Source organism: Rhodocaloribacter sp., from assembly GCF_056451265.1.
Map to the genome: position 1 here is coordinate 58,214 of NZ_JBWOPL010000041.1, position 16,931 is coordinate 75,144.

Here is a 16,931-nt window from a genome sequence, read left to right on the forward strand (position 1 = left end):
CCGCTACACGCATGAAGCGCTTCATCATCATCGGCCTCGGAAACTTCGGCTCCAGCATTGCCGAAACCCTCCACGCGCAGGGCCACGACGTGCTCGCCCTCGACACGCGGGAGTTGCCCGTCGACCGGATCGCCCCGCACGTGACGCGCGCCGCCGTCGGCGACGGACGCAACGTCGAAACGCTCGAACGGCTCGGCGCCCGAGACGCCGACGCGGGCATCGTGAGCACCGGCGACGACATCACGGCCAGCCTCCTGGCCACGCTCGCCCTGCGCGATCTCGGGGTGAAGGAGATCTACGTCAAGGTCATCTCTCGGGATCACGCGCGGGTGGCGGCGCGCCTCGGCGTCACGGAGACGATCTTTCCCGAACGCGAGTCGGCCCTCAACCTGGGCACGCGCCTCGCGCAAAAATCCCTGATCAACTACATCGATCTCGGGGAAGGCATCGGGCTGCAGGAAATGGCCGTGCCCGATGCCTGGGAAGGCCGCACCCTCCGCGACCTGGACCTGCGCCGCAAGCACAACATCTCGATTGTCGCCATCCACGACGTGCTGACGGGGCAGATGCACCTCCCTCCCGACCCGGATGCCCCCCTCAAGGACTCGGACACGCTCCTCGTGGCCGGGCGCGACGAGGAACTCGAGAAGCTGGCCCGTCTGAAGTAGCCGCCGTCCCGTAAGGCACTCGACGGGCCTGGAGTGACGGTTTTTTGAGGCAATGTCGGCGAGCCGGCGCGCGCCCGATGTAGGGTATCGGCTTACGCAAAATGCCGGGCTTTTCCGTCCACGAACGCCGGTCGCCGGGCCGATCATACCGGGGAGCATGGATCACGAACGCGGGTCTCGGGAGGCGTCCTTCTGCCGGGCCCGCACAACCCCGAAGCGCCATGATCGTTCGAGACGTCATGCACAGCCCGGTGGTCACGGTGGAGGCGGATCAGACGCTCGCCGAGGCCTACCGGCTCATGCGGGAAAACGACATCCGCCACCTGCCCGTGATGCGGGCGGGGCGGCTCGCCGGCCTCGTGAGCGACCGCGACCTCCGCTTTGCCACGAGCGCCCTCCACCCGGCGCCTTTCTCCGACGACGCGCTCGTCGAAGGCGTGATGATGCGGGAGCCGCACACCGCCGCGCCGGGCGATCCCGTGGAAGAAGCCGCCCGCGAGATGCACCGCTTCAAGATCGGCTGCCTGCCCGTCCTCGACGCCGGCCGGCTCGTCGGCATGGTGACGGTGACGGATCTGCTGGCGGCCCTGCTGCGGCTGACGGGGGCGGAGACGCCCGGCGGCCGGCTCGCCGTCACGTTCGACGAAGAGACCCCCGCCATCGCCCGCGTGGCGCAGGTGGCGGCCGAGCAGGCGTTCGATCTCCGCGCCGCACTCAGTTATCCCGTCGACGAGCGCCGTTCACGGCTCATCCTCCGCGTCGACACGCCGAACACGCGCCGCCTCGCCCACGCGCTCCGTCGCGAAGGCTTCTTTGTGGCGGAGACCCCGGAGCCCCTGCCCGCCCCGTGAGCCGCACCGGGCGCGCCCCTCACGCCGCCACGCCGAGCGCCTTGAGCGCGGCAATGAGCGCGTCGTGAAGCAAACCGTTCGAGACGATGACGCCCCGGTTGTTTTCCAGCCGATAGCCGTGGTTGAACTCGAGCGGGCGTCCGTAGATGTCGCTTGCCTTGCCGCCGGCCTCCACCACCACGAGCATGCCCGCCGCGTGGTCCCAGATCTTCTCCACGTAGCCCGGCCGGGTGGGCAGGCGCATGTAGATGTCCGCCTCGCCGCGCGCCACGACGGCGTACTTCGCCTGGCTGTCGAGCCGCACCGGCTCGGCGGTGATGCCGAGGTACTCGGCCACGCGCGCCGCGTCGCCGTGGGAACTGTGGCCGGACTCGACGGACTCGCAGAACCGGGCCTTCGAGACGTCGGCGAGCGCGCTCACGTGCACCGGAGCGCCCGCTCCGTCGCCGTCGAGGGGAACGCGCACGACGCCCTGCCCCCGTATGGCGGCGAAGACCACGCCCTTCTCGTCCGCGCCCGCATCCACGGGCAGGTTCGGGCATGCCATAGCCGCCACCGTCACCTCCCCGCCGACGATCAGCGCCAGCGCGATGGCATACTGCTCACCGCGTAAAAAGCCCTTCGTGCCGTCGATGGGATCGAGCGTCCAGAAGCGGTCGCTGTACGCCTTCGTGCCGCCGTGATCGATCCACGCGGCGACCGACGAGGCGTCGGCCTCCGGATGGACCGCCCGCACGTACCCGACCACCTTCTCGAGCGTGGCCGCATTCTCCGGCGTGCGCAGCGCGTCTGCGTTCTCCTCCCCGATGACGGGATCCTCCGGAAAGGCCTCGGACAGCATCCGGCATACGAGCGCCTGACTCCCGAAATCCGCCACGGTGACGGGGCTGCGGTCCTTTTTCTGAATCACGTCGGGAGAGATGCCGGCCTGCACGGCCCGGCACAACGCCGCCGCCTCTCGCACGGCGGCGACGGCGATCTCGCGCTCAAGATGAAATGCGGTGTTTTCCATGATCATTCGGGAAAGCTCATGAGGGATCGACGGGCGCGGACCGGCTACCGGGGAGCGCAGCGTCATGCGAAGGAAAAGAAGATATCGGCTCGATCATGCCGGGCCGGACACATTTGCAGGGCGTCGCGCGAGTTTTACCGAAGACACAGGCATCCGGAAGACGCGATGCGAAAGGCCCACCGGGTTGCGCTCCGGCTGAGGGCTCAAACCTGTTCAAAGTCTGGCGAAATATGCCGTTCTCCCGCAAAGAATACAGCGAAAGCTTCGTGAACTCTGACGCCGCGCGCTCAGAGCGCCTCGTACGGCGGGATCGCGTCGAGGAAGCGGTGCGTGCCGCGCGCCCGGTCCGTCACCCAGCAATAATGTGTGAGGCCGTTCGTGACGACGAGATACTTCGCCCGCACGACGGTATTGTACCGTCCCACCTGATCGAAGACGGCCTGCCCGATCGCCACGCCGGGCGCCTTGCATTCGACCATGAGGAGCGGCGTCCCCGTGCGGTCGTGCACGATCACGTCGGCGCGGCGCGGCATCCCCTCGTACGGAAATACCGGCTCGACGGAGACGAGCCCGCGCGGCGCGCCCCGGTCGTGGATGAGGTAGTGCACGAAATGTTGCCGCACCCATTCCTCGGGCGTCAACCGCACATATTTCCCCCGGACCGAATCGAAGATCATCTCCTTCCCGTCGAGCATCCGGATGCGGAAATCGACGGGCGGAAGGTTGAGCGCGGGACGTTCGGAAGCCGTCATGGGATCGAGGTTCATCGGGAGAGGGGTGTCTTTCCGGCGGCGTCGTATCCGGTCAGTTCCACATAGCCATAGCCCGAGACGGGCCGCCCGTCCGCCGTGCCGGCGACGCGGACCGCGCCTTCCCAGTACCGCACCGCCCCGTCGATCTCCTGATCGGCAAGGAGCGGCGTCAGCTCGAGGTCGAGGCGCTCGGAGGGGACGCGGAGCCGCCAGCGCGCGGGATAGACGGCATCGCCGCGAGGGCTGCGCCAGTGGCCGCGCACGTCGAGCGCGACGGCCTCTCGGGAGAGCTTGCGCACGGCCCCGTCCACGCCGACGAGGACGCCGTCGCTGTTCGGGTCGGCCTGGCCTTCGCGGGTGCGGAGCCGGTAATACATGAGGTCGCGCCCGTCGTCGAGTTGGAGAGCAAACCAGTCCCAGCCCACCTGGTTCTCGCCGAGGGCGCTCGTGCTCCATTCACGGTCCATCCAGCTCAGCCCACGGACCGCGAACGTCTCGCCGTCGACGACGACGGCGCCTTCGGTTTCCAGGCGCGTCATCGAATAATAGTACGAGGCGTTCCCGGGCCGGTCGCTTTTCCGGTCGAGCCCCCGGTCGCCCTGAAGCACGATCGGTTTCGCGGGCCGCACCGTCAGGTCGATGGCCGCGTCGTCGGCTCCGGCGTGCAGGCGCATGGCGGGCAGCCCGTCCGGGGCCGCTGCGAGGGTCCAGTCTTCGAGCCAGACGCGGAACGGCTCGGCGCGCGCGCCGGCCAGACCCGCCGCTCCCCGGCTAAAGCGCTCGAACGGGAGGAAGCGCCCGCCTGCGACGTCGGTGAGGGCGAAATGGGCCATATACAGTTGCCGTGTGCCCCAGGCCGAGGCGCGCGGCGCGGCGGCCTGCGGCGGGGCCAGGGCGAAGCGGAAGATCGTCAGCTCGTACCCGAACCGGCGGCCCGTCTCCGTGTGAAGGTTGCCCGTGAAATACCACCACTCGTTCTTGAAGTCCGGATGCGGCCCGTGGTCTTCGGGAAAGCGGAAGGGCCGCACGGCGTCGGCCCGCGCATAGCCTGCCGTGTCGCTCGCCATCGCTTCGGCCACCGCCACCCGGGCCTGCACCGGCGCTTCCCCGCCCGGACCGAGCCAGAGTGCTCCGGCGACCAGCGCGAGCAAAACGACCAGTAGGGCAATAAGCGTTCGGGGCATGGCAAAAAGAGGGGGGATCCATCTCCATCGGTCCGCCTTCGACCCCGTTTCGGGCCAGGGGTTTCAGATTGCGCGAAAGCCCTCCCCGAATCCGCCTTCGCGCCCCCGCTCCGAACCGATCCGGACGCCGGGAGATTTTTACGCGGGGATTCCTTTTCTTGGGAGCACCCATTTTGGGGAGCGCCCTTTTTTCACCCTCTTTCTCTATTTCCAACCCCATGCCTTTCGTCCTCGCCCTCGACCAGGGAACGACCAGTTCCCGCGCCATCGTCTTCGATCACAACGGGCTGATCCGCGCCGTGGCCCAGCGGGAGTTCGAGCAGCTCTTCCCCCGGCCCGGCTACGTGGAGCACGACGCCGAGGAGATCTGGGCCACGCAGCTCGCCGTGGCCCGTGAGGCGCTCGAAACGGCCGGGGCGACCGCCGACGACGTCGCCGCCATCGGCATCACCAACCAGCGCGAGACGACCGTCGTGTGGGACCGCGAGACCGGCCGGCCCATCCACCACGCCATCGTCTGGCAGGACCGCCGCACGTCCGACTTTTGCGGGGCGCTCAAAGCCGACGGGCACGAGGCGCTTTTCCGGGAGCGCACCGGCCTCGTGCTCGACCCGTACTTCTCCGGCACCAAGGTGCGCTGGGTGCTCGATCACGTGGAGGGCGCGCGGGCAAAGGCGGCTGTGGGCACGCTCGCCTTCGGCACCATCGACTCGTGGCTCGTGTGGAACCTGACCGGCGGCCGCGTCCACGTCACCGATCCTTCGAACGCCTCGCGCACGCTGCTTTTCAACATCCACACGGGCGACTGGGACGACGAACTGCTCGGCATCCTCGACGTGCCCCGGAGCCTCCTCCCCGACGTGCGCTCGTCGAGCGAGGTCTACGGCGCGACCGCGGCGGGCCTCTTCGACGCCCCGATCCCCATCGCCGGCATCGCGGGCGACCAGCAGGCGGCGCTCTTCGGACAATTGTGCACGAAGCCCGGCATGGTCAAAAACACGTACGGGACGGGCTGTTTCATGCTCATGAACACCGGGACGGAGGCGGTCCCTTCGAAGAACAACCTGTTGACGACGGTGGCGTGGCGGCGTCAGGGGCGCACCGAGTACGCGCTCGAAGGCAGCATCTTCATCGCCGGAGCGGTGGTGCAGTGGCTCCGCGACGGCCTCGGGATCATCCGTTCCGCGCCGGAGGTGGAGGCCCTTGCGGCGAGCGTGCCGGACAACGGCGGCGTCTACCTCGTGCCCGCCTTCGCCGGCCTCGGGGCGCCGCACTGGGACCCGTACGCGCGCGGCGCGATCCTCGGCCTGACGCGCGGGGCCACGGCGGCCCACCTGGCCCGCGCCGCTCTCGAGAGCATCGCCTTTCAGGTGGCCGACGTCCTCGAAGCGATGGAAGCTGACGCCGGCATCCGGCTGGCCGAACTCCGCGTCGACGGCGGGGCCTCGCAGAACGACCTCCTCCTTCAGTTTCAAGCCGACCTCCTCGGCGTACCCGTCGTGCGGCCGAAGATCCTCGAGACGACGGCGCTCGGGGCGGCTTACCTCGCCGGCCTTGCCGTCGGCTTCTGGGACGGGCTCGAAGACCTCGCCGGGCAATGGGTGGAGGACCGCCGCTTCCTTCCCTCGATGCCGGAAGACGAGGTGCGCCGCCTCCGCGCCGGGTGGTTCAAAGCGCTCGAACGCGCCAGAGGCTGGGCGTAAGCCTGCCGCATGGCTTTCCGAAAAGACCTCACCAACCCGTAATCTCACCCGGACCCCATGACCCCTTTTGTCGGAGAAATCATCGGCACGGCCATGCTTCTGCTCCTCGGGAACGGCGTCGTCGCCAACGTGGTGCTCAAAAAAACCAAGGGCGCTTCGTCCGGCTGGATCGTCATCACGATGGGCTGGGGGATGGCCGTCTTCGTGAGCGTCTTCATGATGGGACCGATCAGCGGAGCGCACATCAACCCGGCGGTGACGGTGGGGCTGGCGGTGGCGGGCAAGTTTCCGTGGCATGAGGTGCCGGCGTATCTCCTGGCGCAGTTCATCGGGGCGGCGCTCGGAGCAGCGCTCGTGTGGCTGCACTATCGTCCCCACTTCCCCGTCACCGACGACGCCGATGCCAAACTCGCGGTGTTCTGCACCGGTCCGGCCATTCGGAACGCCTCCGCCAACTTCGCCTCCGAACTCATCGGCACGTTCGTGCTCGTCTTCGCCGTGCTCTACCTTGCCACGCCGGAGGTCGGCCTCGGCGCGCTCGACGCGTTGCCCGTGGGCTTCGTCGTGCTTGCCATCGGCCTCTCGCTCGGCGGAACCACCGGCTATGCCATCAACCCCGCCCGGGACCTCAGCCCGCGTTTCATGCACTTCCTGCTTCCCATCCCCGGCAAGCGCGACAGCGACTGGGGCTACGCATGGATCCCCGTCCTCGGCCCTCTCGCCGGCGCTACCCTCGCGGCGCTGGCGTATCGCATGCTTCTCTGACCAGGGGCAAGCCCCCGGAAAAAGCGGAAGCGCCTTCACCCGTAAACCATCGGGGAATTTCCCCACACGGAATTGGGGAGGCTCCCCCTTACGAGATATGGCCCTAAAACGGTATTGTTAGCCATACCCTGCGCGCGTAGGAGCAGGGGGTTTCGACTCACGGGTGATATGGCCCAATCCTTAGCACCCTGGAAGGGCGGCTCTCACGAGCCGCCCTTTTCCTTTGTGTCCGCTATCGCCGGAATGCGTCATTTCGATCGTCCTCGGCGCGCGCCGGCGCCCGAGGACCCGCCGTCCATGCCGGACTCCCCGCCCATTCCCACAACCGTGAACGCGCGCAAGCAACGCCGCGACGCCCCCTTCCCGATCGTGGCGTTCACGGGGGTCCCGGATCGATCCGGCCGTCTTCAGCCCTGTTCCGACGCCGCTTCCGTCGGTTTTGCCCCTTTTCCGATCATATGCTCACGCGACAGCTCTTAAGCTTTTTTCCTGATTGACGATACTTGTTTCTGTATGGCATGTCCTTTCGTCAAAGGGTGTGGCCTGAAAAGCGCCGGAGAAGCCATCATCTGTTTCCCGCCGCCCCCGGCTGCCTTGCCTCACGTGTGGAAAACCCCTGCACGCCCTGTTGAACGATTCCGTCTTCGCTTCTTTTAATTGTTCAAATACCGTTTCACCATGAAGCATACCCACAGACCCTGCATATTAACCGTCGAGGACAACGACCACACGCGGCAACTCGTCTCGTACTGGCTCAAGGATACGTTTGACGTCCAAATGGCGACGAACCCGGACGAGGCGCTTTCCATCGCAGAAAATCGAAGCTTCGACCTGCTGATGCTCGACATCAACCTGGGACGCGGACACAACGGGGTGGATCTTTTGCACGAGCTCCGCAAGCAGCCTGCCCTCAGCCGGACGCCGGCCCTTGCGTTCACGGCCTATGCCATGCCCAGCGACCAGAAACGACTTCTCGAAGAAGGCTTTACGCACTACGTCAGCAAGCCCTTCACGAAGGCGGAACTGCACGAAGCCATCGACGCGGCGCTGGCGCGGGCCTCTCTCGCCGCCTGACCCCACGCATCGACCGCGGAAACGCAGGCTGTCCTCTACGAGCCGAGAGACGCACACACGTCTCTCGGCTTTTTTTTGCATCCCGCCCGGCCCGCGAACGAATCGGCGACCGTCCGTGCGATTGCACGGGGCGACGGGAAGCGGGCCGCGCGACGGGAAGCGCAGGATCAGGCAGGGCGGCGATCCTGAGAAGGCGCATCCGTTCTCGGCTGCGGACGCGGGGGGTGATCCTCGCGCAGGGTCCCCGGAAACACAGGGAACGCAAGCGTGAAGGTGCTGCCCCGGCCCGGCTCGCTCTCGACCCAGACCCGCCCCTCGTGCATCTCCACGACCTGTTTGACGATGGACAGCCCGAGACCGGTCGACGACTCGCCTGCGGTGGGCTGTGCGGACAGCTTCTGAAACTTGCCGAAGAGTTTTCGCTTGTCCTCGTCGGTCAGGCCCGGCCCCTCATCGCGAACGGCGAAATACACCTCCCCATCGACGCGTGAAACCGTCACGTGAATTTCCTTGCCGTGTGGGGAATACTTGATCGCGTTGCTGATCAGGTTGTCCATAGCCCCCAGGATCCGCTCCGCATCCGCCTCGATCAGCAGGCTGTGCTCCGACGTGAGGGCGCAAACGATCCGCTGACCTTTCTTCTCGGCCTGTCCTTCATTGCGTCGCACCACGGTCTGAGCCAGTTCGGCCAGACTGACGGGCGCCCGTTCCGGGTCCAGTTTTCCGCTTTCAAGCGCTGCCGAATCGAGCAGTTGCGTGATCAGCCGAAGCATCTGGTCGGTCGAATCGTACACCAGATCCAGCAGTTCGATCAGATGCGAGTCGGGGTCGAGTTCGTCTTTGATGATGTTCGCAAACTCGCGGATGGCCGTCAGCGGGTTTTTCATGTCGTGCGAGGCGATGCTCAGGAGTTGCGACTTCATCTCGCTGGCTTCGAGCAGCGCGCCGTTGATCCGAACCAGTTCCTCGTTCAGCACCTTGAGCGCGCTTTGTTGCTCGCGCAAACGCATGAGGTTGTGCACGCGGGCCAGCAATTCGCGCGCGCTGAAGGGCTTGGCGATATAATCGTCCGCCCCGGCTTCCAGGCCCGTGATCTTGTCTTCGACCGAGGCCTTCGAGGTCAGGAGGATGACCGGGATGTGGTTGATGTCCTCGTCGCTCTTGACGGCCCGGCACAGTTCATAGCCGTTCATCACCGGCATCATCACGTCGCTGATGATGAGGCTGGGGCGATGCCGGCGCGCCTTCTCCAGCCCGTCGCGGCCGTCGCGGCCCACATAGAGGGCATAGTGTTCTCGAAGGCAACCGGCGACGTAGGCCCGGATGTCGGGGTTGTCGTCAACGATCAGGATAGTGGGGCGGTCGTCTCCTTCTTCCGGCATCACGTCTGCCAACACGTCGGCGTGCAACGTCTCGTCTTCGTCGAGCACGACCACCTCGACCATCGGCCCGCGGGCCGGAAGGCCGTCGGCCGGATCATCTCCCTCACCCTCGATCACCCGGGCGTTTTTGAGATGAGCCGTACCTTTCGGCAACGTCACGGTGAACACGGCTCCGGAACCGGGCTCGCTCTCCACCTCGATGTCTCCTCCGTGCAGGTCGACGAGTTCCTTCACGAGCGAGAGGCCGATGCCCGTTCCCTCCTGGACCCGGTGCACCGCGCCGTCAACCTGGTGGAAGCGGTTGAAAATGTAGGGCAGTTCCTCTTCCGGGATGCCCGGGCCGGTATCGCGGACGATGATCCGCACGGCTTCGCAGATGCGCTCGCCGATCGCCGCCGGTCCTTCCTCGACGCGCACCTCGATGCGTCCGCCGTCGGGCGTGAACTTCATCGCGTTCGAGAGCAGGTTGAAGAAGACCTTCTCCAGATTTTGATGGTCGAAATAGAGGATGGTTTCTTCCTGCTCCGTCTCAAACCGCAGGTCGATGCCGCGCTTCTCCGTGAAGGCCGTGAACGAGAGCATGATGCCTTCGATGAAGTCCACCACGTTGCCCGGCTGCACCTTCAGTGCCATCCGGCCCGATTCGAGCTTCGACAGATCGAGGAGCTGGTTGATCAGTCGGAGCAGCCGGCGGCTGTTGCGGAGCATGATCTCGAGCTGTTTGCGGAGCGTCTCGCTGAGTGAGCCGTACATGCCGGTCAGCGCGTTTTCGAGCGGGCCGATGTTGAGCGTCAGCGGCGTGCGAAACTCATGCGAGATGTTGCTGAAGAAGCGCGTCTTGATGCGGTCCATCTCCCGGAGTTGCTCGGCCTGTTCCTCGATGACGGCCCGCGCGCGTTCGGTCTCCCGAAGCGCCGTCTCGGTCTTCTCCTTCGCCAGACGCAAATCGCGGGTGCGCTCGGCCACCACCCGCTCCAGTTCCTGCCCGCGAGCCTTGAGCCGGTTGATGCGCAAACGATAGGCCGTAAAGCCGACGAACAGCAGGGACAGCACACTCAGAATCTGGAACCAGAGCGTCTGATAGAAGAACGGCTCCAGATAGAACGAGACCATGGCCTCGCCCGAGCTCCAGACACCATCGGCGTTGACGGCGCGGACGTAAAACCGGTATTCGCCGGGACGGAGGTTGGAATAATAGGCCGTTCGGCGCGTGCCTGCCTCCACCCAGCCTGCGTCTTCACCCGCGAGCCGGTATACATAGCGCACCTTCTCCGAGGCAATCAGGCTCAGCCCCACATAGTGAAACTCGAACTTGTGGTGTCCCGGTCGGATGCGCGTCTCGCCGTCGGACACGAGCGGCTCGCCGTCCAGCGTTATCTGTTCGATCACGACCGGCGGCGGGACGTCGTTGATGGCCAGGCGGGCCGGATCGACGGCCACGATGCCGTTGTTGGACGGGAACCACAGCCGTCCGTCCCGCGCTTTCCACCCCGCCGGCTGAAAGCCCCCCATAAACTCGCGCGACTTCAGTCCGTCCGAGCGGTCGAACACAACGGGAGTGATCTTTTCGACCTCTCCCCGGGCAAAAGCATCGAGTTGTTCCCGGGCCACGTAGAACAGCCCGAGGTTCGTCGTCATCCAGAGACGCCCCGTCCCGTCTTCCAGAATCTGCTGTATGGTGTCGTTGAAGAGTCCTTCGACGGTCGTGTATCGCGTCAGACGGCCGTCTTCGAGGCGATAGAGCCCCCCCTCGCGAAGCCCGAACCAGAGCGCACCGTCGGCATCTTCGTAGAGCGTGAGCACATAGTCGCTGAGCAAGCCGTCGGCTTTCGTATACTGCGCCGCCACTTTCCCGTCGATCCAGAGGTTGAGCCCGCCGACGTAGGTGCCCACCCAGAGTCCCCCGTTCCGGCTTTCGAGGATCACCGTGATGTCATTGCTCGAAAGACCGTCTTCGGTCGTGTACGTGGTGAAGACGCCGTCCCGGTAGCGCACGAGCCCGCCGGTGGTGCCGATCCAGAGGTTGTCTTTCGAATCGGTATACAGGGCATAGATGGCGTTTGCCGGCAGGCCGTCGGCGGTCGTGTAGGTGGTAAAGACGCCGTCCCGGTAGCGCACGAGCCCTTTTGCCGTACCGATCCATACGTTTCCCCCGTCGTCGCCGGTGAGGGAGAAGACGAAGTTGTGCGGCAGGCCGTCGGCGGTTGTGAACGTGGTGAAGGCTCCGTTCCGAAGGCGGGTCACGCCGCCGCCCTGCGAGCCTGCCCAGATTGCCCCGTCGGCGGCTTCGTAGACGGCGTACGCCGCATCGGTGGGAAACCCCTCTTTCGTGGTATAGGGGGTGAACTTCCCGTTCCACAGGCGTTCGAGCCCTCCACCCTCGGCGCCGATCCAGAGGCTTCCTTCGCGATCCTGAAAGAGCGCGTGTATGACATCGCTGCCAAGACCGTCTTCGGACGTAAAATGCTCGAAGCGGCCCTCGCGAAAGCGATTGAGGCCGTTGCGCGCCGTCCCGATCCACAGGCTTCCTGCGCGATCCTGACACAAGACGTTGATGCCGTTGCCGGAGAGGCCATCGGCGACCGTGAACGTGTCGAGCCGTCCGTTTCTGCTCCGGCGCGCCAGCCCTCCGTCCCGCGTCCCGATCCAGAGATTCCCTTCGGCGTCCTCATAAAGCGCCGTGACGTCGTCGCTCGGCAGCCCCTCGGCGGTGGTCATCCGGGAGAAGCGTCCGTCCTCGTAAACCGCCACCCCGGCCCCGCGCGTGCCGATCCAGACCCGACCCTCCGGCTCCACGTAAAGCGCATTGAGGTCGTCGCTCGGCAGGCCGTCTTCCGTGGTGAAACGACGCAGACCGCCGTCGGGGTCGAAGCGATACAGTCCGGCATCGAACGTGCTGACCCAGAGCGCGCCCGTCTCGTCCTCACCGATGGCGCTGATCCGCCCGTTCGCCAGGCTGTCGTTCAGGGGATGCGGCGTCAGGGACCCGTCGCGATAGCGCATCAATCCGCCGCCGCGGGTGCCCACCCACAGCGTCCCGTCCCGGCTCTCGAAAAGCGTTTCGATGTTGTTGACGCGAAGGGCCGTATTGCGTTTATCGAAGACGTGAAAACGAAGGCCGTCAAAGCGGGCGAGGCCTTCCTGCGTGCCCACCCACAGATAGCCGTCGCGGGTCTGGAGCAAGGCCGTGACGGTCTTGACGGGCAATCCCTCCTCGATGCCCCAGCGATCGAACGCATACTGCGTGACGGCCTTTTCGGGATCGAGCGAGCGAACCTGTTGCGCAAACGCGAATCCGCCTCCTGCAATCCACAGGAGCGTCGACACCAAAGCAATGAATATCCGGGGCGCCCCAAAAGGCATTATATGCGTACCATTTTGATGTCGGGGAAGCCCCCCACCTCTGCCGTCGACGTCTCGGCAGGAAATCCATCATCCATCTCGGGATAGCGCCGTCTTACGGACCAAATTCAATGGGAGGCGCTGTTTCCCGGTATCGTCTGTCGCCGGAATGCCTTAAGCGCGCCTCTTCTGTCCCCTATCCCTCGAAAGGACCGGCTCCGGTCCCCACATTTTTCCTGAAAAAGAGGTGCGAATCCGGGCATCCGACTCCCCCGCCCGACCACGCGAACGTCGCAACACCGGTCGTCGTATACTGCGGGCTCCAGACGCCTGTATTCGTCGCCCGACGCCCGGGCATGAATCGTTCCTTTCGTTCCTCCTCACCCGACCATCACCCTTCCCCATGGAAACCGTTCTCCTCTCCTCCCACCGTCGCTTTCGTCCGGAAAAGATGCAGAAGGTTCCGGTTTTCGAATCGCCCCGGCTCTTTTTTGATCAGTATTGCCTGTTGCCCGGCCAATTCCAGAAGGTGCACGCGCATGCGCGCGAGGACAAGATCTACGTGGTCCTGGAAGGCACGGCGGTTTTCGACATCGGCGGAGAGCGGCAGTCGCTCGGGGCAGGGTATGCGGTGATCGCCCGCGCCGGAGTGCCGCACGGCGTCCGAAACGACAGCGACGCGCCGACGACGCTCCTCGTGACGATGGCGCCGCGCCCCGACCGGGCGGGTTGACCCCCACCGAAGCGGCGGCAAGTCCTACCGTAATCGTGAAATCTTTGCCCGGCCCACGCGTCTCCGGGACCGACAGGGACGACAGGCGCCGTCGGCAGTGCGGTGGTACGTGATTTGAACGTAGACGGACGCGGCGTATCCACCGCGCCGCTGAGTCGAGCCCAAGTTGTCCGAGATCCCCATGTCCGCACGAGCCTCCCACCGCCTGTCTCTGCGCGCCCTTTCCGTGGTGCGCGTCCCCCTTCGCCTGAGCGACCGCATCCTGCCTGACGATCTCCGCGGCGAGGCCCGACGGCGGGGCCGTCTGCTCGTCGTCACGCTCGGCATGATGCTCTTCACGTCCGTGCTTTTTCTGGCGCGCGGTCTCGGTTCGCCCCCCGGCTTCGGCGCGGCCACAGCGGTCATCGCCGCGCAGGCCGTCTTTTTCGGGTCGCTCCTGCTCGTGCTTCGCGTAACCGGCGCGCCCCGGCTTGCGGGCGGACTCCTCATCATGGAGTTGTCCGCCGTGGCCGCCGCGCTCACGGTCGCCTCGAACGGCGTCGGCCTACACGCGCCGTTTTTTCTGCCGGCGCTCCCGGCGCTGGGACTGATCCTCGTCGATCACCGGCTGGCGGCCGCCGCCGCGCTCCCCATCGCGGCGGCGCTCCTCCGGCCCGTATCGTGGGTTCCGGCGCTGCTCTCCCCAGCCGCCATCGAGACGCTCACCGCTTTCTTCGTGCTCTCGGTCACCCTCGGTCTCGCCGGGCTCGGTCTGCTCGGGTGGGGATACGCCGCGCATCTCCGCCGCCGGCTCTCACATGCCCGCGAGTTGCTCCGGCGGAGCCGCGCCGTCGCCTCGGAACGCCGGGCCCGGTTCCGGAGCATACAGCAGCGCACCCTTGACGCAGCGGCACAAATCCGGCAAGACTACCAGACACGGCACGAAACCGCCCTTGCCGAGTTGCTCCGACGCCGCGATGAACTCGAACACCTGAAGGCCACGCTCCTGGCCAACATCAGCCATGAGGTGCGAACGCCGTTGACCGGCATCCTCGGCTATCTGGCCGTGCTCGAAGACCTCCTCGAAGAGCACGAACGCGAACTCGCCCGTCCGATCCGCACCCATGCCGAGCGTCTTCTCGAAACCCTCAACGCCATCCTCGATCTGTCGCGCCTCGAACAGAGTCCTCCGCCCCTCGTCTTGCAGCCGTTGCGGGCCTGCGTGCCCGTCGCCGAGACCGTGCGCGCGCTCAAGCCACGGGCGCATGAAAAGGGCCTTCGCCTCGAAATGATCGCCCGCGCGCCGGAAGCCTGCGCCCTCCTCGACCCGAAGAGCCTCGACACGATCCTTTTCCACCTGATCTCGAACGCCATCAAATTCACCGAAGAAGGCCGGGTGACCGTGGAAGTGGATGCCGACGAGACCTGGGTGATGGTGCGCGTGCGAGACACCGGTGTGGGCATTGCGCCGCATTTTCTCCCGCATCTCTTTGACGCCTTTCGCCAGGCATCGGCGGGCGAGACCCGCCGCTACGGCGGCAATGGGATCGGGCTGACGATCGTGAAAAAACTGGCCGGCCGACTCCAGGGCGAGGTCACCGTCGAGAGCGCCCCCCGGCAGGGCGCCACCTTCACCGTGCGCTTCCCCCGCGTCGTTCCGTCCTCTCTTCCGGCCACGCTTCCACGCGCCGCCTGAACCTCTCCGGCGTGTTTCCTCGCTTCCGGCGCTTCCGCCGCGCAACAAGGCCGAAGCGCCGACGTAGAGCCCGTCACCCAAACGCAACGACGTGGAAGCCTTCCCCCGTCCGGTTCGTCTAGGATGGTGAGGGCGGTTTCCCCGAATCTCCGCTCCTCACCCCGCCCCGCGATGGCTTCGAGGCACGCCGTGCAGCCTGTAACAATTCGCAGCGCCTGCCGTTTACTGCCATCGTGATTTGCCCGCCTATCACCAAGCGTTGTCCTCTTGACCATGCACACCTTTGCTCTCCCGCATCGATGCCTTTCCTTTTTTTGCTTCCTGCTTGGCGCAATGCTCCTCGTGATGCCGGAGCCTGCTTCTGCACAGGCGCAGAACGCGCGCTCGATCACCTTCGATGAAGCCGTGCGCATCGCGCTCGAACGCAACGTCACGCTCAAACGCGCCCGCAACACCGTCTCGCTCCAGTCGACGACCGTCGCCAAGGAACGCGCCGACTTCCTGCCCAACCTGAACCTCTCCTCGAACGCCAACCGCAACTTCGGCCTTTCGTTCGATCAGACGACGGGCCGCGTCGTCTCCACGACGAGCGACGCCTTCAGTCTTGGCGCCAACTCCTCGATCAACCTGTTCAACGGCTTCGGCGACGTCGCCTCGTACAACCAGGCCAGGCTGACGTTGGAGGCCAATGAGCATTCCTACGACCGCACGCGACAGACCGTGCTCTTCAACGTCATCACCAACTATCTCCAGGTGATCCTCGATCATGAGCAGATCCGCATCCGGCGCGAGGACCTCGAAGCGCAGCGACGGCAGCTCGAGCGCATCGACGAGTTCGTCCGCGTCGGTTCCCGTCCCATCTCGGACCTGTACCAGCAACAGGCCACCACGGCCAACAGCGAGCTTCAGTTGCTGGAGGCAGAACGTCTGGCGCAGATCAGCGAGACGCGGTTGATCCAGGTGCTTCAGCTCGATCCTTTTCAGGAATACGAGTTCGTCGCGCCCACGGCGCAGGAGATCAGCCTGATTCCTCAGACGTACGACGCCGAAGCGCTGCTCCGGAGCGCGTTCGACCGACGGGCGGACCTGAAGGCGCAGGAATTGACCATCGCCGCCGCCTCGGAGGGCATCCGCTTCGCCAAGTCCGCCTCGCTCCCGAGCCTTTCCCTGTCGGGGGGCCTCAACACCCGGTATTCCAGCCAGCTCCGGCGCGCTTCGGATTTCCAGGAAGTCACCGACCCCGTCACCGGCGAGACCCAGATGATCCCCACCGGCTTTGCCACCGTGCCCTTCGGCAATCAGCTCTCCGACAACCGCTCCGAATTCATCGGTCTGAACCTCCAGATCCCGATCTTCAACCGCTTTCAAACGAAAACCAACGTCGAGCGGGCGCGCGTGCAATATGAGAACGCGCGGCTGGACCTGGAAAACCTGGAACAGTCCGTCGCTTCGGAGGTGCGCCAGGCCTACCTCGACTATCAGACGGCCGTCAAGCGGCTCGACGTGACGGAGAAGCAGCTTCAGGCCGCCCAACAGGCCCTCGACGTGGAGCAGGAGCGATACAACGTGGGCGCCTCCACGCTCGTCGAACTGACGCAGGCGCGCTCGAACTTCGTGCAGGCTTCGAGCAACCGTATCCAGGCGATCTATCGGTTCCATTTTCAGGATTGGTTGATCGAATACTATCAGGGCATCCTCGATGCCTCGCGGCCGCTCTTTCGCTGATTTTCATCGGCCCCATTCGGACCGGCCTCTTCGCATCCCGACGCCCTCCCCTCAAGCAAACCAAA

General features: G+C 65.6%; 12 protein-coding genes. 8 read left to right on the forward strand and 4 right to left on the reverse strand.

Annotation, left to right across the window (positions count from 1 at the left end; all coding sequences use genetic code 11):
* Positions 1-11: 11 nt before the first annotated feature.
* On the forward strand, positions 12-668 hold the full coding sequence (locus AC1HIY_RS07010; RefSeq protein ID WP_479576008.1) for a potassium channel family protein: 657 nt from the start codon (positions 12-14) through the stop codon (positions 666-668).
* Positions 669-889: 221 nt separating this feature from the next.
* On the forward strand, positions 890-1,519 hold the full coding sequence (locus AC1HIY_RS07015; protein ID WP_479576009.1) for a CBS domain-containing protein: 630 nt from the start codon (positions 890-892) through the stop codon (positions 1,517-1,519).
* A gap of 19 nt (positions 1,520-1,538) precedes the next feature.
* On the opposite strand, the gene AC1HIY_RS07020 is transcribed toward AC1HIY_RS07015, so the two are convergent.
* The 3 genes from AC1HIY_RS07020 to AC1HIY_RS07030 all read right to left on the reverse strand — a co-directional run bounded on the left by AC1HIY_RS07020 (position 1,539) and on the right by AC1HIY_RS07030 (position 4,467).
* A complete protein-coding gene (locus AC1HIY_RS07020) occupies positions 1,539-2,531 on the reverse strand; it encodes a 3'(2'),5'-bisphosphate nucleotidase (RefSeq protein ID WP_479576010.1) in 993 nt (330 codons plus the stop codon).
* 287 nt (positions 2,532-2,818) lie between these two features.
* Positions 2,819-3,298 carry a type I restriction enzyme HsdR N-terminal domain-containing protein gene (locus AC1HIY_RS07025; protein WP_479576011.1) on the reverse strand — a complete coding sequence of 160 codons (480 nt, stop codon included), beginning with the start codon at positions 3,296-3,298 and terminating at the stop codon, positions 2,819-2,821.
* Positions 3,295-4,467 carry a lipocalin-like domain-containing protein gene (locus AC1HIY_RS07030; protein ID WP_479576012.1) on the reverse strand — a complete coding sequence of 391 codons (1,173 nt, stop codon included), beginning with the start codon at positions 4,465-4,467 and terminating at the stop codon, positions 3,295-3,297. Before AC1HIY_RS07030 ends, AC1HIY_RS07025 begins: the two co-directional genes overlap by 4 nt.
* A 218-nt stretch (positions 4,468-4,685) precedes the next feature.
* On the opposite strand from AC1HIY_RS07030, the gene glpK reads away from it, so the two are divergent.
* From glpK to AC1HIY_RS07045, 3 genes are all read left to right on the forward strand, one after another.
* Entirely contained in the window at positions 4,686-6,170 is a 1,485-nt protein-coding gene (gene glpK, locus AC1HIY_RS07035) for a glycerol kinase GlpK (protein ID WP_479576013.1), read from the forward strand.
* Between the two features lie 57 nt (positions 6,171-6,227).
* Positions 6,228-6,935 carry an MIP/aquaporin family protein gene (locus AC1HIY_RS07040; protein WP_479576014.1) on the forward strand — a complete coding sequence of 236 codons (708 nt, stop codon included), beginning with the start codon at positions 6,228-6,230 and terminating at the stop codon, positions 6,933-6,935.
* A 678-nt stretch (positions 6,936-7,613) separates the two neighbouring features.
* Entirely contained in the window at positions 7,614-8,009 is a 396-nt protein-coding gene (locus tag AC1HIY_RS07045; protein WP_479576015.1) for a response regulator, read from the forward strand.
* Positions 8,010-8,176: 167 nt separating this feature from the next.
* On the opposite strand, the gene AC1HIY_RS07050 is transcribed toward AC1HIY_RS07045, so the two are convergent.
* Positions 8,177-12,718 (reverse strand): ATP-binding protein, encoded by a 4,542-nt coding sequence (locus AC1HIY_RS07050; RefSeq protein WP_479576016.1) that lies wholly within the window; start codon positions 12,716-12,718, stop codon positions 8,177-8,179.
* Between the two features lie 418 nt (positions 12,719-13,136).
* On the opposite strand from AC1HIY_RS07050, the gene AC1HIY_RS07055 reads away from it, so the two are divergent.
* The 3 genes from AC1HIY_RS07055 to AC1HIY_RS07065 all read left to right on the forward strand — a co-directional run bounded on the left by AC1HIY_RS07055 (position 13,137) and on the right by AC1HIY_RS07065 (position 16,866).
* Positions 13,137-13,466 carry a cupin domain-containing protein gene (locus AC1HIY_RS07055; protein ID WP_479576017.1) on the forward strand — a complete coding sequence of 110 codons (330 nt, stop codon included), beginning with the start codon at positions 13,137-13,139 and terminating at the stop codon, positions 13,464-13,466.
* Between the two features lie 181 nt (positions 13,467-13,647).
* Positions 13,648-15,141 carry a sensor histidine kinase gene (locus tag AC1HIY_RS07060; RefSeq protein WP_479576018.1) on the forward strand — a complete coding sequence of 498 codons (1,494 nt, stop codon included), beginning with the start codon at positions 13,648-13,650 and terminating at the stop codon, positions 15,139-15,141.
* A gap of 333 nt (positions 15,142-15,474) precedes the next feature.
* On the forward strand, positions 15,475-16,866 hold the full coding sequence (locus AC1HIY_RS07065; RefSeq protein ID WP_479576019.1) for a TolC family protein: 1,392 nt from the start codon (positions 15,475-15,477) through the stop codon (positions 16,864-16,866).
* Positions 16,867-16,931 lie beyond the last annotated feature (65 nt).